This window comes from Burkholderia sp. USMB20 (assembly GCF_000949135.2).
In the GTDB taxonomy this organism is placed as follows: domain Bacteria; phylum Pseudomonadota; class Gammaproteobacteria; order Burkholderiales; family Burkholderiaceae; genus Burkholderia.
The window spans coordinates 182913-199148 of sequence record NZ_JTAN02000012.1; the positions used below are offsets into that span (position 1 = coordinate 182913).

Annotated in this window: 11 protein-coding genes and 1 pseudogene; all 12 read left to right on the top strand. The window is 67.7% G+C overall.

All coding sequences use genetic code 11. The annotated features are described in order from the left end of the window. The first annotated feature begins 238 nt into the window (after window positions 1-238). The 12 genes and pseudogenes from PL79_RS14020 (at window position 239) to ptsP (ending at window position 16220) form a co-directional block, all read left to right on the top strand. Window positions 239-1099, top strand: a complete 861-nt coding sequence (locus PL79_RS14020; protein WP_044848205.1) for a substrate-binding periplasmic protein — start codon at window positions 239-241, stop codon at window positions 1097-1099. Window positions 1100-1108: 9 nt separating this feature from the next. Next, window positions 1109-1861 (top strand): amino acid ABC transporter permease, encoded by a 753-nt coding sequence (locus tag PL79_RS14025; RefSeq protein ID WP_063927872.1) that lies wholly within the window; start codon window positions 1109-1111, stop codon window positions 1859-1861. Further along, window positions 1854-2642, top strand: a complete 789-nt coding sequence (locus PL79_RS14030; RefSeq protein WP_321811411.1) for an amino acid ABC transporter ATP-binding protein — start codon at window positions 1854-1856, stop codon at window positions 2640-2642. Before PL79_RS14025 ends, PL79_RS14030 begins: the two co-directional genes overlap by 8 nt. Before the next feature lie 134 nt (window positions 2643-2776). Beyond that, window positions 2777-3913 (top strand): histidinol-phosphate transaminase, encoded by a 1137-nt coding sequence (gene hisC / locus PL79_RS14035; RefSeq protein WP_044848203.1) that lies wholly within the window; start codon window positions 2777-2779, stop codon window positions 3911-3913. 84 nt (window positions 3914-3997) lie between these two features. Next, entirely contained in the window at window positions 3998-4765 is a 768-nt protein-coding gene (gene hutC, locus PL79_RS14040) for a histidine utilization repressor (RefSeq protein ID WP_044848232.1), read from the top strand. A 252-nt stretch (window positions 4766-5017) separates the two neighbouring features. Then, a pseudogene (imuA, locus tag PL79_RS14045) lies at window positions 5018-5720 on the top strand (translesion DNA synthesis-associated protein ImuA). Then, window positions 5653-7158, top strand: a complete 1506-nt coding sequence (locus PL79_RS14050) for a Y-family DNA polymerase (RefSeq protein WP_044849200.1) — start codon at window positions 5653-5655, stop codon at window positions 7156-7158. The pseudogene imuA and the gene PL79_RS14050 overlap by 68 nt, the downstream one beginning before the upstream one ends. Window positions 7159-7164: 6 nt before the next feature. Then, complete coding sequence (locus PL79_RS14055) at window positions 7165-10380, top strand: error-prone DNA polymerase (RefSeq protein ID WP_044849199.1); 3216 nt, start codon at window positions 7165-7167, stop codon at window positions 10378-10380. Window positions 10381-10686: 306 nt separating this feature from the next. Continuing rightward, window positions 10687-11421, top strand: a complete 735-nt coding sequence (locus tag PL79_RS14060) for a GntR family transcriptional regulator (protein ID WP_044849198.1) — start codon at window positions 10687-10689, stop codon at window positions 11419-11421. A gap of 97 nt (window positions 11422-11518) precedes the next feature. Further along, window positions 11519-12622 (top strand): N-acetylglucosamine-6-phosphate deacetylase, encoded by a 1104-nt coding sequence (gene nagA / locus PL79_RS14065; RefSeq protein WP_044849197.1) that lies wholly within the window; start codon window positions 11519-11521, stop codon window positions 12620-12622. Beyond that, the gene (locus PL79_RS14070; protein WP_044849196.1) at window positions 12615-13622 is read left to right on the top strand and encodes an SIS domain-containing protein; all 1008 of its coding nucleotides are present in this window, start codon (window positions 12615-12617) and stop codon (window positions 13620-13622) included. The genes nagA and PL79_RS14070 overlap by 8 nt, the downstream gene beginning before the upstream one ends. A gap of 15 nt (window positions 13623-13637) precedes the next feature. After that, window positions 13638-16220 carry a phosphoenolpyruvate--protein phosphotransferase gene (gene ptsP, locus PL79_RS14075; RefSeq protein ID WP_135801059.1) on the top strand — a complete coding sequence of 861 codons (2583 nt, stop codon included), beginning with the start codon at window positions 13638-13640 and terminating at the stop codon, window positions 16218-16220. The last annotated feature ends 16 nt before the right edge of the window (window positions 16221-16236 follow it).

Below are 16236 nucleotides of genomic sequence, written 5' to 3' on the forward strand. Positions count from 1 at the left end.
ATGGGTGAAGGCCCTATTGGTGAAATTACCAATGCTGAAAATATGCATATAAATCAGTGCGTTGAGATTTTTTTAAGGTTTTATGAGGGGCTTGCAAAGGAAACGATCTTGAAAATAAGCGGCCGTGGTCTAGTCTGGTCTAGACCGCTTGCAGAGTCACCCGGCAGAGGCGAACGCGACGTCGCATGCGGTGAACTCCTTTTGACGCCCGTCTACCCTCACGTTCGGAGTCCTTGCCATGAAAGCCATCAAGCGTCTGCTCGTCCTGTCTGCCGTCACGCTGCTACCGAATGCCGTGCCGGGCGCCCACGCGGGATGTCTCGACGATGTCAGATCCGCTGGCGTGCTGCGCTCGGGCAATGGCCTGATGGGAACGCGCCCGTTTGTCTGGCAGAACGAGGACGGCTCTTATGGCGGCTTCGAGGCGGAACTGTTCAAGGAGGTCGGCAAGCGCATCGGCGTGCCCAGGACGGAGTACGTGGTCACCGAATGGAGCACCCTGATTCCGGGGTTGAAGTCGAAGCGATGGGACGTGATCTTCTCGTCGATGTCGGCGACGCAGGAACGCATCAGGATGGCGAACGTGCAGTTCTCCCGCCCGTATTTCCTGCTCTATGACCAGATCATCGTGAAGAACGATTCGCCGATCCGGTCGCCGGCCGATCTGAAGGGGAAGAAGGTTGGCACGACGCTTGGTACGAACGATTCGGTGAATGCGCATCGCCTGATGGACGAGGGCAAGATCGGCGATGTGATGGATTTCAACTCGTTCGGCGAGCCGTTCGTCGCGCTGCAGAACAATCAGGTCGACGCGGTCCTGCTCGATCAAGGCACGCTGCTTGGTCAGCGCGAGAAAATGAAGAATCTCCGCGTGGTAGGCCAGCCGATTTTCTATCATCCCAAACCCGAATGGGTCGATGCCGAGGCGAAAGCGAACTACCGGTTCGGGGCCAGCGCAGTCGCCGTTCGGACCGAATGCGCGGACCTGCTCAACGCGGTCAATCACGCGTTGCAATCGATGGACCAGGACGGGACGCGGCAGCGCATTCTGAGCCAATACGGCGCATGGTCGGCCGAACAGGCATCGTTGACGAAGTAGGGCGGTGACATGAACGAGTTCCTCTTTCACATGATCCCGCGGTACTTCCCGTTTCTGTTGAAAGGTGCGTTGATCACGATCGAGCTTTCCCTGATCAGCATGCTTTGCGCGATTGCACTGGGGCTCGTCGTTGCGATCGGCAGGTTGTCGCCGCGCCGCTGGATCGTCTGGCCACTGAATTGCTACGTGGAGATCTGGCGTGATGTGCCGCTGGTCGTCCAGCTGCTCGTGATCTATTTCACGTTGCCTCAGATTGGACTGACACTGCCGGGCTTCTGGGCCGGCGTGCTCGGCCTGACGCTCAATCTCGGCGCCTATCTGTCGGAGGTGTTCAGGGCGGCGATCCAGTCGATCGACACGGGGCAGCGTGAGGCTGGCATGACCATCGGCATGTCGAACGCGCAGATATACCGGCGCGTGATCCTGCCGCAGGCGATGAAGGTCGCGCTACCGACCGTCGGCGGCTACTTCATATCGCTGATGAAAGACTCGTCGCTCGTGTCGTTCATCGCCGTCAACGAGCTGCTTCGGCACGGCACGATCGTCATCGCGGAGACCTTCGCGAGCATGCAGGTTTATCTGATGGTCGCGATCATCTACTTCGCAATGAGTTTTGCCGCAGCGCGCGCGGTGCGATGGGTCGAACGGAAGTTTACCCCCGCGCATCGTGGGGGCCTGCGCATGGTGCCGCGCGTCCCGTCCGCAGGCGCAATCGGCACGTTCGGGACGAAGCGCGGCGCGGGGGTGACTCTTGATGGCTGACATGACTGACGGTTCGACGCCGATCATCGAGGTGCGCGGTCTGGAAAAATCGTTCGGGAATCTCGCGGTGCTGAAAGGGGTAGACCTCAGCATCCGGACCGGCGAGATCAATTTCTTCATCGGGCCGAGCGGCGGAGGGAAATCGACGCTGCTGCGCTGTATCAACTTCCTCGACGTGCCGACCGGCGGAGAGATTCGGTTCGACGGTGAAGCGCTGTGCGGGAGCGACGGCGGCTCGTTCCGGGTGAAGCCGGAGGCGCGGCTACGCGCCGCGCGCCGCAAGATGCCGATGGTGTTCCAGCAGTTCCATCTGTTCGCACATCGCACCGTTCTCGAGAACGTGATCGAAGGACCGATTCATGTGCTCGGCCGCGCGCGTGATCGGGCGATAGCGGATGCCGAAGCGATTCTCGCCGAAGTCGGTCTCGCCCAGCGCCTCGATCACTATCCGGATCAGCTCTCGGGCGGGCAGAAGCAACGCGTTGCGATTGCTCGTGCGCTCGCGATGGAGCCGAAGGTCGTGCTGTTCGACGAGCCGACGTCAGCGCTCGATCCGGAACTGGTCGCTGGCGTACTCGATACGATCAGGACGCTGGCGGAAGCCGGCATGACGCTGGCGATCGTCACGCATGAGATGGGTTTCGCGCGCAAGCTCGCCGACCGGATTCATTTCGTCGCCGACGGCGTCATCCTCGAATCCGGGGCGCCCGACATGATTCTCGCGGTCGATCATGACGTGCGGGGGCGAATCGGCCAGTTTTTGCGCGCGGTCGAGCGCTGACGACGCACCGTTAGCGGCGGCCAGGTATCGCCGGACCGGTCATTGGGCGACTGGCGCCCACCGGGGCGCGCGTTTTCGGTGGATGCGATGCGTATCGTCGTGAACCGTAAGCCCGTGCAACGACAGGAGAATCGATGGGCAACACTCATATTCAAACGAACCTGGACGGCGTGCCACCGTATATCCGGAGCTTGCCGATATACGTCGCGGGACGCTCGGCGCAATCGGTTGCCCGCGAATATGGCCTGTCGCGGATCATCAAGCTTGCGTCGAACGAAAATCCGCTGGGGTGCAGCCCGCGCGTCGCGGCTGTATTGACGGACCTGGCGTCGCGGGACGAAGCAAGTCTGGCGCGCTATCCGGAAAGCGACGCGCCGGACTTGAGGGCGGAACTCGGCCGCTATCACGGCGTGTCGCCGGACCAGATCGCGGTGACGAACGGTTCGCATGAGCTGATCGATCTGTGCGCGGCGCTCGTACTGCGTGAGGGGCGCGTGGGGCTGTATTCGCAGTATGCGTTCCAGGCGTATCCGATCAGTATCCGGATGCGTGGCGCCGAGGCCTGGGCGGTCGACGCGCGGCACTATGCGCACGATGTCGATGCAATGTGCGCGGAACTCGAGGCCGACAGGGAGAGGCTGATTCGCCTCGTCTATCTCTGCAATCCGAACAACCCGACGGGAACCTTGATGACGCCGTCTGACGTCGAGCGAATCGTCGCGACGGCCGGCAAGGATCGTCTCGTCGTACTCGACGAAGCGTATATCGATTACGTGGCGCCGTCGTTGCGGGTCGATGCGATGTCGCTCGTCGCGCGTTATCCGTACCTGGTCGTCGCTCGTACGTTCTCGAAAGCTTATGGACTCGCATCGCTGCGTATTGGCTATGGTGTGATGAGCGCGGACATGGCCGATATGGTCGCGCGTATCCGGCCGACATTCAGCGTGAATGCATTGGCACAGCGCGCCGCTTCGGCGGCCCTCGCGGACCGCGAATTTCTGCGTCGCACGCAGGAGAGCAATCGCGCCGGGATCGCACAGATTGCCGGCGCGCTCGAGGCGCGCGAACTCGAATACATTCAGACGCACGCAAACTTCATCGCGATTCGTCTTCCCGATGCGAAATCCGCGACGCAGCGGTTGCTTGAGAAGGGCGTTGTGGTCCGGCCGCTTGGCGCGTACCGGCTCGACGATTTCATTCGCGTGACGATCGGAACGGACGAGGAGAATCGCATCTTCCTCGACGCGCTGTTCGGCGAGCGAAGCGATTGAATGCCGACGCCGTACGCCGCCGCCGGCGGGTCGGCACTGCGACAACCGGTTACGTTGACCATCCAGACAGGATTTCACAACACAATGCTTAAAGCAGGCGTGCCGTTTCAGCAGATCAAGGCGATTGTCCGGGATAAGGTGAGGGCAGGCGAATGGAATACAGGTGATCGCATTCCATCCGAGGTCGACTTGGCGACGACGTATGGAGTCGCACGCATGACGGTCAACCGGGCGTTGCGGGAACTGACCGAAGAGGGCGTGCTCGAGCGCGTGGCGGGCATCGGCACGTTTGTCGCGGTGAGCAAGCCGAAATTGAACCTGCTGGTGATTACGCACATCCGTGACGAAATTCGGGCGTGCGGGCACGACTATTCCTGTCGCGTCGTGATGCAGCGGCCGGAATTCGCACCTCCCGAAATCGCCGGCGCGTTTGGTATCGAGCCCAACGCGCCGATCTTTCGCTTGATATGCGTGCACCTGGACAATGGCCGACCGCTTCAGCTCGAAGATCGCTATGTGAACCCGGCTGCCGCGCCGGCGTTTCTCGCGCAGGACTTTACGGTCGAGCCGCCGTCGGAATATCTGTTCAACAATATTTCCCATCACGAACTCGAGATCGAGCACGTTGTCGATGCGGCACATCCGTCGGAGGCGCAGGCGCTTCTGCTGGAGATCGAGGTCAACGAACCGTGTCTCATTCTTACGCGCCGAACCTGGACTGCTGGCGTTCCCGTCACGTTCGCACGCTTTTTTCATCCGGCCCATCGCTATAGCCTGGGATCGCGATTCAGGCCTGGCCCATTGAACCCGCAAGCGCGGGCGACAGGCCGGCAGCCCGATGTTTCGAAGTGAAAGGGATGCAGCAGGCGGCGGATTCGAGCGGACGGTTTGCGCCGCAGGCTGCCGCATCCGGTCGGCGATCGCGTGCCCGAGGCCCGCATCAAGCTCACGCCGTGCGCGTTTGTGCGGCGTGCGTGCCGGATCGTGACGAACGTCCTGGCCGCCTCCATGCTTCCCTCTGACGAAACCCCCGTTTCGTACTAGTACTGTGCGACATGAACGCATTGCCATATACTGTATATCCATACAGTTGTGGGTGGCGTCATGCTCGCATCCTCCATTTCTCCCGAATCCCTTCATCCATCGCTCTGGCGCGGCTCGCAGCTCGCGCGCGGCGGTGCGCGCACGATCGACACGGGTTTCGCGTCGCTGTCCGCCGAGCTGCCGGGCGGCGGCTGGCCGGTCGCGGGCTCGTCGAACTGCTGGCGCGCAGCCGGGCTGCGGCGAGATGCGGCTGCTCGCGCCGGCCTCGCGCGCACCGTCAGCGCGCGGCGCCGCTCGCGCTCGTGGCGCCGCCGCAGTCGCCGCATGCGACCGCGCTGGCCGCGCTCGGCGTGCCGGCCGACGCGCTGCTGTGGCTGCGCGCCGGCAGCCGCACCGATGCATTGTGGCCGCCGAGCAGGCGCTCAGGACCGGCTGCTGCGGTGCGCTGCTGCTCTGGCAGGACGCGCGGCCCGATGCGCTGCGCCGCCTGCATCTCGCGGCCGCGCGCACCGGCGACACGCTGTTCGTGATGCTGCGCCCGCTGTCGGCGGCCAAACAGCCGTCGCCGGCCGTGCTGCGCGTCGCGCTGCATCCGGTGCCGGGCGGCGTGTCGCTCGACATCGTCAAGCGTCGCGGGCCCGCGCGCGGCGAGCCGCTCGCGCTCGATTTGCCGTCGCCCATCGTGGAGAGCCGCTATGCGCGTCTTGCTCGGCATCCATCTGCCGCGCCTGCCGCTCGACGTGTGCGCCCCGCCGCCGTCTGACGGCGCGGCGGACGGCGCAGGCGACGCAGACGACGCAGGCTGCGCGGTGCTCGAGCAGGGTGTCGTGCTGATTGCCGATGCGCCGGCGCGCCGGCAGGGCGTGCGCGCGGGCATGAAGCGCGGCGGCGTGCTGACGCTTTCGCCCGACACGCGGCTCGTCGAACGCGATCCCGCCCGCGAGGCCGATGCGCTGCGCGCGGTCGCGCTCGCGTTGCTGCGCTTCTCGCCGTGCGTCGCGCTCGACGACGAAGCGACGCTGATCGTCGACGTCGGCCCGAGCCTGCGCCTGTTCGGCGGCCTGCCGTCGCTGTGCCGCCAGGTGCGCGCGACGCTCGCGGCGCTCGGCTACGCGGCGCGCCTGTCCGCCGCGCCGACCGGGCGCGGCGCGTGGCTGCTCGCGCGCATGTCGGCGCGTGCGCGCAGCCGGCGCCGCGTGGCCGGGCCTGCTTCGCTCGTTCGTACGCTCGATCGCTTGCCGTGCGTGCTGCTGCCCGACGCGCGCCCGTATGCGGGCTGGTTCGACGGCCTCGGCTGCCGCACGCTCGCCGATTTGCGCCGCCTGCCGCGCGCGGGGCTGCAGCGGCGCTGCGGTCCTGCGCTGCTGGCCGCGCTCGATCGTGCGTACGGCGATGCGGTCGAGCCGCTCGCGTGGATGGCGGTGCCGCCCGTGTTCGACGTGCGGCTCGAATTGCCGGAGCGCGTCGAATACGCGGAAGCCGTGCTGTTCGCCGCGCGGCGGCTCGTCGTGCAGCTCTGCGGGTGGTTGGCCGCGCGGCAGCTGTCGCTGGCCGCGATGACGTTCGATCTCGAGCACGAGCGCGGCCGCCAGGCGGTGCCGCCGACGCCGCTCGAACTCGCGTTCGCCGCACCCGTGCGCGACGAGACGCACTTCATGCGGCTGCTCGGCGAGCGGCTCGCACGCGTCGAGTTGCCGGCCGCGGTGATCGCGGTGCGGCTGAAGGCCACGCGCGTCGAATCGGTCGCACCGCCGGCCGACGATCTCTTCCCCGAGCCGGGCGGCACGCGCGAGACGCGCGCGCGGCTGTTCGAACTGCTGGTCGCGCGGCTCGGCGCGGATAACGTGCTGCGCGCGGCGCCGGTGGCCGACTATCGGCCCGAGGCCGCGAACCGCTGGCTGCCGCTCGATGCGCCGGCGGGCAAGCCGGCTGACGGACTGCCGGCTGCGCCGCCGCGTCCCGCGTGGCTGCTGGCCGAGCCGCTGCCGTTGCTGATGCGCGGGGAGCGGCCGGTATTTCATACGCCGCTGAGAATGATGTCGTCGCCCGAACGGATCGAGGCAGGGTGGTTCGACGGTCAGCACGTGGCGCGCGATTATTGCGTCGCGCAGGACGAAGAGGGCGCGTGCTATTGGGTGTTCAGGGAGCGAGCGGGGAGCGAGTCCGAACCGCACTGGTTCCTGCACGGTCTGTTCGGGTGAGCGGCGATGGTTGCGGAATTCGGTTTGCTGCCCGATTACGCGGAGTTGTTCTGCCGCTCGAACTTCTCGTTCCTGCATGGCGCGTCGCATGCGGAGGAACTGGTCGAGCGCGCGGTGGAACTCGGCTATCGAGGGATCGCGATCACCGACGAATGCTCGCTCGCCGGCGCGCCGCGCATGCATGTCGCGGCAAAAGCGCAAGGGCTGCCGCTCGTCATCGGTTCGTATTTCGACGTCACGCCGGATGAAGTCGCCCCGGGTCACGATCCGGGCCCCGGTGCGTTCGGACTCGTGTTGCTGGCGCAGAACCGCGAGGGCTACGGCAACCTGTCCGAGCTGATTTCATGGCGGCGGATGGAGGCGCCGAAGGGAACCTACCGGCTGACGTCGAGAATGTTGTCGAGGCCGCCCGAGGTTTTCGCTCATCTGCGCGGCATGCCCGACTGTTTCGCGATTCTCGTGCCCGCGTATCCGGTGCGTGCGGAGGTACTCGATGCGCAGGTCGCATGGTTTCGCGCGACCTTCGGCGAGCGTGCGCGGCTCGGGCTCGTGCAGTTGCAGCGCGCGCTGGACGGCCCGCAGCGCGACGAGATTCGGGACGCAGGCGAGCGGCGCGGCGTACCTGTCGTCGCGCTCGGCGACGTGACGATGCATCGGCGTTCATGCAAGCCGCTGCAGGACGTGATGACGGCGATTCGCGTCGGGATGCCGGTGTCGGAATGCGGCTATGCGCTCGCGCCGAATGCGGAGCAGCATCTGCGTGCGCGCGGGCGGATTGCGAAGCTGTTTGCGCCGGACGAGATCGCGGAGACCTGCGCGATTCTCGATGCGTGCGATTTCGAACTCGACTCACTGCGCTACGAGTATCCGGACGAGATCGTGCCTGAAGGTCATACGCCGACGAGCTATCTGGAACAGGAAACCCTGGCGGGCGCGCGCTGTCGCTATGCCGGGGAGCCGCCGGCTCATGTCATGGAGCGGATCGGCTACGAGTTGACGCTGATCGCGAAGCTGAGCTACGAACCGTTCTTCCTGACGGTGTACGACATCGTCAAGTTCGCACGTAGCCAGAACATCCTGTGCCAGGGACGCGGCTCTGCGGCGAACTCGGTCGTCTGCTATTGCCTCGGCATCACCGAAGTCGATCCCGACCAGAGCACGATGCTGTTCGAGCGCTTCATCAGCGAGAAACGTGGCGAGCCGCCCGATATCGACGTCGACTTCGAGCATCAGCGCCGGGAGGAAGTCATTCAGCATATCTACGAAAAATACGGCAAGCATCGCGCCGCGCTCGCGGCGGCCGTTTCGACGTATCGCCCGCGCGGCGTGCTGCGGGAAATCGGCAAGGCGCTCGGCGTCGATCCGATGCTGGTCGATCGCGTTGCGAAGGGGCATCGCTGGTTCGACGGCAGCCGCGACCTGCTGCAGCAATTCGCGTCGACCGGGCTCGATCCGGCCACGCCGATCATTCGCGCATGGGCCGAACTCGCGGGGCGCTTGCTCAACTTTCCGCGCCACCTGTCGCAGCATTCGGGCGGCTTCGTGATCAGCCGCGGCAAGCTCACGCGGCTCGTGCCGGTAGAAAACGCGGCGATGGACGGGCGGCGCGTCATTCAGTGGGACAAGGATGATCTCGAATCGCTCAAGCTGATGAAGGTCGACGTGCTCGCGCTCGGCATGCTGTCGGCGCTGCATCGCGCGTTCGACATGCGCACCGCATGGCGCGGGCCAGAGCAGGACGGCGAGCCATTCACGCTGAAGCATATTCCGCAGGATGACGAAGCAACCTACGACATGATCTGCCGCGCCGATACGGTCGGCGTGTTCCAGATCGAATCGCGTGCGCAGATGTCGATGCTGCCGCGGCTGAAGCCGCGCAACTACTACGACCTCGTCGTGCAGGTGTCGATCGTGCGCCCGGGGCCGATCCAGGGCGGCGCCGTGCATCCGTATCTGAAGCGGCGCAGGATCGTGGCCGGCGAAGAGGAGGGGGAAGTCACGTATCCGAGCGAGGCGCTCAAGGAAGTGCTCGTTCGCACGCTCGGCGTGCCGATCTTCCAGGAGCAGGTGATGCAGATCGCGATGGTCGCGGCCGGATTCACGCCAGGCGAGGCCGACCAGTTGCGTCGCGCGATGGCGGCGTGGAAGCGCAGGGGCGATCTCGGCCCGTATCACGACAAGATCGTCGACGGCATGCTCGAACGCGGCTACACGCGCGAATTCGCCGAGCAGATCTTCGAGCAGATCAAGGGCTTCGGCGAATACGGCTTCCCCGAGAGCCACGCGGCCAGCTTCGCGAAACTCGCGTACGCGAGCAGCTGGCTCAAATGCCACGAACCCGCGATCTTCGTCGCGTCGCTGCTGAACAGCCAGCCGATGGGGTTCTACGCGCCCGCGCAGCTCGTGCAGGACGCGAAGCGCCACGGCGTGAAGGTGTTTCCGGCCGACGTCACGCGCAGCGGCTGGGAAGCGTCGCTCGAAGCGCTGCCCGGCCAGCCGCCGCCGCACGGCCAGCCCGCGGTGCGGCTCGGCCTGTCGCTGGTGCGCGGTCTCGGCGAGGCCGCCGCGCGGCGCATCGAGGCCGCGCGCGCGGCCGGCCCGTTCGAGAACGTCGACGCGCTCGCGCGCCGTGCGCAGCTCGAACGGCGCGATCTCGAAGCGCTCGCCGCCGCGAACGCGCTCGCGACGCTCGCCGGCCATCGCCGCGATGCATTATGGCAAGCCGTCGCCGCGGCCCCCGAACGCGACCTGCTCGCCGCCGCGCCGATCGACGAAACGGAGCAGCCCGTGCTCGGCGCGCCGTCGGAAGCCGACGACATCCTCGCCGACTATCACACCACCGGCCTCACGCTGAACCGCCACCCGGTCGCGCTGCTGCGGCCCGCGTTGCGCGCGCAGCGGCTGTCGTCCGCGGCCGAGTTGCGCGACCGTCCCGACGGCCGGCTCGCGCGCGCGTGCGGGCTTGTGATCGCGCGGCAGATGCCGGGCACCGCGAAGGGCGTGATGTTCATGACGCTCGAGGACGAGACGGGCTGCGTGAACGTGATCGTGCGGCCCGAACTGCTCGCGCGGCAGCGCCGCGAAACGCTCGATTCGCGGCTGCTCGCGGCGTCGGGCGTGTGGCAGGTCGTCAGCGACGTGCGGCACCTCGTCGCGCAGCATTTCGAGGACCTGACGCCGCTGCTCGGCGGCCTGCGCACGTCGAGCCGCGAGTTCCACTGACGCGGCGCGCCGGCATACCGCCGGATGCATACCAGTCGGCCGAACTGGTTCTATTCAGGTATCGTTTTCAGCGCCCCAAACCCGTCAAATCCGGCACCGGAACTGTCCCCTTGCATACCAATCCGGGTAAATCCCTATCCTGCATCATGTTGTAAACAAAGGCTTTCCCGCTACTAAACCGCTTGCCTGGCAAGGCTTCCGGCGATTTTCACCTCTCTAATACCAGTTCGTTGACTGGTATTATTGTGGTTATATAATGCGTTCACTTTCGACGGTCCGAGATCGTCGTCCGACACCCGGAGGCACATGGAAACCGGCTGGTCCGAACTGGCGCCCGATCCCCTCGACGACACGCCGCTGTATCTGCAGCTCGCCCGCAACCTGGCGCGCGCGATTCACGCCGGCGCGTGGCGCGCCGGCGAGGCGCTGCCGTCGGAGCGGCTGCTGTCGGGGTCGGTCGGCGTGTCGCGGATCACGGCCCGCCGTGCGCTCGCGCTGCTGGTGGAGCAGGGGCTGATCAAGCGGGCGCGCGGGGCGGGCAGCTTCATCACGCCGCGCGTCGCCGATCCGCTGTCGCGTCTCGTCGGCTTCACCGCGAAGATGCAGCAGCGCGGTTTCGTGCCCGATTCGGTGTGGCTGTCGCGCACGCTGCGCGCCGCGCGCCGCGACGAGATCACGCGTCTCGGCCTCGCGCCGGGCGCGACGGTCGCGCGGCTGGAGCGGTTGCGCCGCGCGGACGGCATCGTGATGGCCGTCGAGCATTCGACGCTGCCGGCCGCGGCGGTGCCGGATCCGCAGGCGCTCGGCGCGTCGCTGTACGAATACCTCGACGCCCGCGGGATGACCGTCGTGCGCGCGCTGCAGCACTTTCGCGCGTCGAACGCGACGCACGACATCGCGAAGTGGATGGCGGTGAAGCCGGGCTCGGCCCTGCTCGTGATCACGCGCATCGGCTACGGCGTCGACCAGCGCGCGATCGAAGTGACCGAAACGTATTGCCGCGACGACTATTACGACTTCGTCGCCGAACTGAAACGCTGACGCGCGAGACTGCCCGCGCGCCACGTGCAACGAAGCACAACGCATTTGCAAATCGCGACGCGGATGTCCGCGTCACCAGATCATCAAGAGAAACGTCATGCTGACTGGAAACATCCTCACCCCCGACGGCTGGATTCACGGCTCGCTCGACAGCGAGAACGGCCGCATCACCACGCTCGACGGCACGCCCGCCGATCCCGCGAAAAACGACGCGCCGTACATCCTGCCCGGCTTCATCGACCTGCACGTGCACGGCGGCGGCGGCGCCGACGTGATGGAAGGCGGCGACGCGATCGAGACGATCGCGCGCACGCACGCGCAGTTCGGCACGACGAGCCTGCTCGCGACGACGATGACCGCGCCGCGCGACGAACTGATGCAGGTCGTCGCGAACCTCGGCACCGTCGCCCGCACCCGCACGCAGGGTGGCGCGCGCGTGCTCGGCGTGCACCTCGAAGGGCCGTACATCAACCCCGGCAAGCTCGGCGCGCAGCCGGACGCGGCCGTGTCGGCCGTGCTCGACGAAGTGCTGAAGTACCTGTCGATCGCGCCGATCCGCGTCGTCACGCTCGCGCCGGAGATCGCCGGCCACATCGAGATCATCGGCGAGATGGCCGCGCGCGGCGTGCGCGTGCAGCTCGGCCACTCGCTCGCGACCTACGACGATGCCGTCGCCGCGCTCAAGCACGGCGCGTGTGGTTTCACGCACCTGTTCAACGCGATGTCGCCGCTGCATCACCGCAACCCGGGCCTCGTCGGCGCCGCGCTCGCGCATGCCGAGTACGCGGAAATCATCCCCGACCTGCTGCACGTGCATCCGGGCGCGATTCGTGCCGCGCTGCGCGCGATTCCGCGCCTGTATGTCGTGACCGACAGCACGTCCGCCACCGGCATGCCCGACGGCGAATACCGGCTCGGCAGCCAGCACGTGACGAAGTGCCTCGGCGGCGTGCGGCTCGCCGACGGCACGCTCGCCGGCTCCACGCTGACGATGGACCAGGCGCTGCGCAACCTCGTGTCGCTCGGCCTGCCGATCGCCGACGTGTCGAACCGGATGTCGCGCTATGCGGCCGACTACCTCGGCGTCACCGATCGCGGTCGCCTCGAGCGCGGCGCATGGGCCGACCTCGTCGTGTTCGATCGCGACCTGAACCTCACCGCGACCTACGTCGAAGGAGAATCGATTGTCGAATATGCTTAAGGAAGCGCGCGAGTCCGCCCAGGTCGTCGCCGCGCAACTCGCCGACACCACGCGCGTCGAAACGCTCGCCGCGCAACTGCTCGATCACCCGCCGGCCGTCGCGCTGACGGTCGCGCGCGGCAGCTCGGATCACGCCGCCTGCTATTTCGCGAGCCTGACGATGAGCCGCCTCGGCGTGCCGGTCGCGTCGCTGCCGATGTCGGTCGCGACGCTGCAGCAGGCGCCGCTGAAGGTGCAGGACCAGCTCGCGCTCGCATTCTCCCAGTCGGGCAAGAGCCCCGATCTCGTCAACACGATGGCCGCGCTGCGCGAAGCCGGCGCGCGCACCGTCGCCGCCGTCAACGTGCTGCCGTCGCCGCTCGCCGACGCGTGCGAGCACCAGCTGCCGCTTCTCGCCGGCCCCGAGCTGTCGGTCGCCGCGACCAAGAGCTACATCGCGATGCTGTCGCTGTCCGCGCAGATCGTCGCGTACTGGCAGCGCGACGCCGCGCTGATGACGGCGTTGCGCGGCCTGCCCGACGTGCTCGCGCAAGCCGGCCGGCTCGACTGGTCGCCGGCCGTCGCCGCGCTCGCGGGCATCGAGCGGATGATCGTGATCGGCCGCGGCCTGGGCCTTGCGATCGCGCAGGAAGCCGCGCTGAAACTGAAGGAAACCTCCGGCATCCAGGCCGAGGCATTCTCGAGCGCCGAAGTCCGGCACGGCCCGATGGAGCTGATCGACCGCGACTATCCGCTGCTCGTGTTCGCGCCGCCGGGGCCCGAGCAGGCCGGGCTGCTGCAGCTCGCGCAGGACATGCGCGCACGCGGCGCGGCCGTGTTGCTCGCGGCGCCCGCCGGCACGCCCGGCGCGACCTTGCCGCTCGCGCAGTCCGCCCATTCGGCGCTCGACCCGATCGCCGCCATTCTTTCGTTCTACGTGATGGCGGCGGATCTCGCCGTCGCGCGCGGCCGCAATCCCGACACGCCGCGCCACCTGAACAAAGTCACCGAAACGCACTGATAGCCGAGACAGCCGATGAGACGCGCCGAGGAGTCCCAGTTGAAGAGTTCCACCCATGATCAGATCGTCCTGCTCAGCCCCCTGACCGGGCCGATCGTCGCGCTGGCCGATGTGCCCGATCCGGTGTTCTCCGGCGGGATGTTCGGCGACGGCATCGGCATCGACCCGCTCGCGGGCCAGCTCGTCGCGCCGTGCGCCGGCGTCGTGTCGCATCTCGCGCGCACCGGGCATGCGGTGACGATCACGACGCCGCAAGGCGCGGAAGTGCTGCTGCACATCGGCATCGACACCGTCGAGCTGAACGGGCAGGGTTTCACCGCCCACGTCGAAGCCGGTGCGCGCGTCGACGCGGGCGACCTGCTGATCGAGTTCGACCAGGACGCGGTCGCGCGCAGCGCGCATTCGCTGGTTTCGGTGATTGCGATCGCGAACTCCGACGCGTTCGACGTCGTCGAGCGCGCGAGCGGTTTCGCGACGGCCGGCGAGACGCCGCTCCTGACGCTGCGCGGCAAGGGCGAAGCGGCCGCGCAGGCGGCGCAGGCCGGCGCCGCGGCGATGAACGAAGTGCGTCGCGAACTCGTGCTGACGCAGCCGGGCGGCCTGCATGCCCGCCCGGCCGCACGCGCACGTGAGTCCGTGCGCGGCTTCGACGCGACGGTCGACGTGCAGTTCGACGGCCGCAAGGCGTCGATCGCGAGCGTCGTGGGCCTGCTGGCCCTCGGTGCCGGCGAAGGCGCGACGATCGAGCTGATCGGCCGCGGCGCGCACGCGCAGCAGGCCGTCGACGCGGTCGAGCACGAGCTGCTGCGCGAAGCGCACGGCGAAGTCGAGGAGAAGCCGGCGCGGCTGCGTTCGCCCGCACCGCAGCCGATCGTGCACGATACCGGCGCGACACTCGACCCGAACACGCTCGCTGGCGTGTGTGCGGCGCCCGGCATCGCGGTCGGCACGCTGGTGCGTCTCGACGATGCGGAGATCGTGCCGCCCGAACAGGCAACCGGCACGCCGGCATCGGAAAGCCGCCGGCTCGACCAGGCGCTGACGGCGGTCGACGCCGAACTCGACGAAACGGTGCGCAACGCATCGGCGCGCGGCGCGGTCGGCGAGGCGGGGATCTTCGCGGTGCATCGCGTGCTGCTCGAAGACCCGACGCTGGTCGACGCGGCGCGCGACCAGATCAGCCTCGGCAAGAGCGCGGGCTTCGCGTGGCGCGCGACGATCCGCGCGCAGATCGACACGCTGTCGAAGCTCGACGATGCGCTGCTCGCCGAGCGCGCGGCCGACCTGCGCGACATCGAGAAGCGCGTGCTGCGCGCGCTCGGCCACACGAGCGGCGCGACCCGCACGCTGCCCGCCGAGGCCGTGCTCGCCGCCGAGGAATTCACGCCGTCGGACCTGTCGTCGCTCGATCGCCAGCGCGTGACCGCGCTCGTGATGGCGCGCGGCGGCGCGACGTCGCATGCGGCGATCATCGCGCGCCAGCTCGGCATTCCGGCGCTCGTCGCGGTCGGCGACGCGCTGTATGCGATTCCCGACGGCACGCAGGTCGTCGTCGATGCGAGCGCGGGCCGTCTCGAACATGCGCCGACCGCACTCGACGTCGAACGCGCGCGCCACGAGCGCCAGCGCCTGGACGGCGTGCGCGAAGCGAACCGGCAGCTGGCCGGCGCCGCCGCCGCGACGGTCGACGGCCGCGCAATCGAGGTCGCCGCGAACATCGCGACGCTCGACGACGCGAACACCGCGGTCGACAACGGCGCGGACGCGGTCGGCCTGCTGCGCACCGAGCTGATGTTCATCCATCGCCAGGCCGCGCCGAGCGTCGTCGAGCACCAGCAGAGCTACCAGTCGATCGTCGATGCGCTGCAGGGCCGCACGGCGATCATCCGCACGCTCGACGTCGGCGCCGACAAGGAAGTCGACTACCTGACGCTGCCGCCCGAGCCGAACCCGGCGCTCGGCCTGCGCGGCATCCGCCTCGCGCAGGTGCGCCCCGATCTGCTCGACGATCAGCTGCAGGGCCTGCTCGCGGTGAAGCCGTTCGGCGCGGTGCGCATCCTGCTGCCGATGGTGACGGATGCCGGGGAACTCGTGCGGCTGCGCCAGCGCATCGACGAATTCGCGCGGGCGCAGGGCCGCACCGAGCCGATCGAGGTCGGCGTGATGATCGAGGTGCCGTCGGCGGCGCTGCTCGCCGACCAGCTCGCGCAGCACGCGGATTTCCTGTCGATCGGCACCAACGACCTGACGCAGTACACGCTCGCGATGGATCGCTGCCAGGCCGATCTGGCCGCGCAGTCCGACGGCCTGCATCCGGCCGTGCTGCGCCTGATCGACATCGCGGTGCGCGGCGCCGCGAAGCACGGCAAGTGGGTCGGCGTGTGCGGCGCGCTGGGCGGCGATCCGCTCGCGGTGCCGATCCTCGTCGGCCTCGGCGTGACCGAACTGTCGGTCGACCCGGTGTCGGTGCCGGGCATCAAGGCGCGCGTGCGCCGTCTCGATTACCAGCTGTGTCGCCAGCGTGCGCAGGATCTGCTCGCACTCGACTCGGCACAGGCGGTAAGGGCAGCAAGCCGCGAGGTCTGGCCGCTCGACTGAACGTCGACGGCGGGCG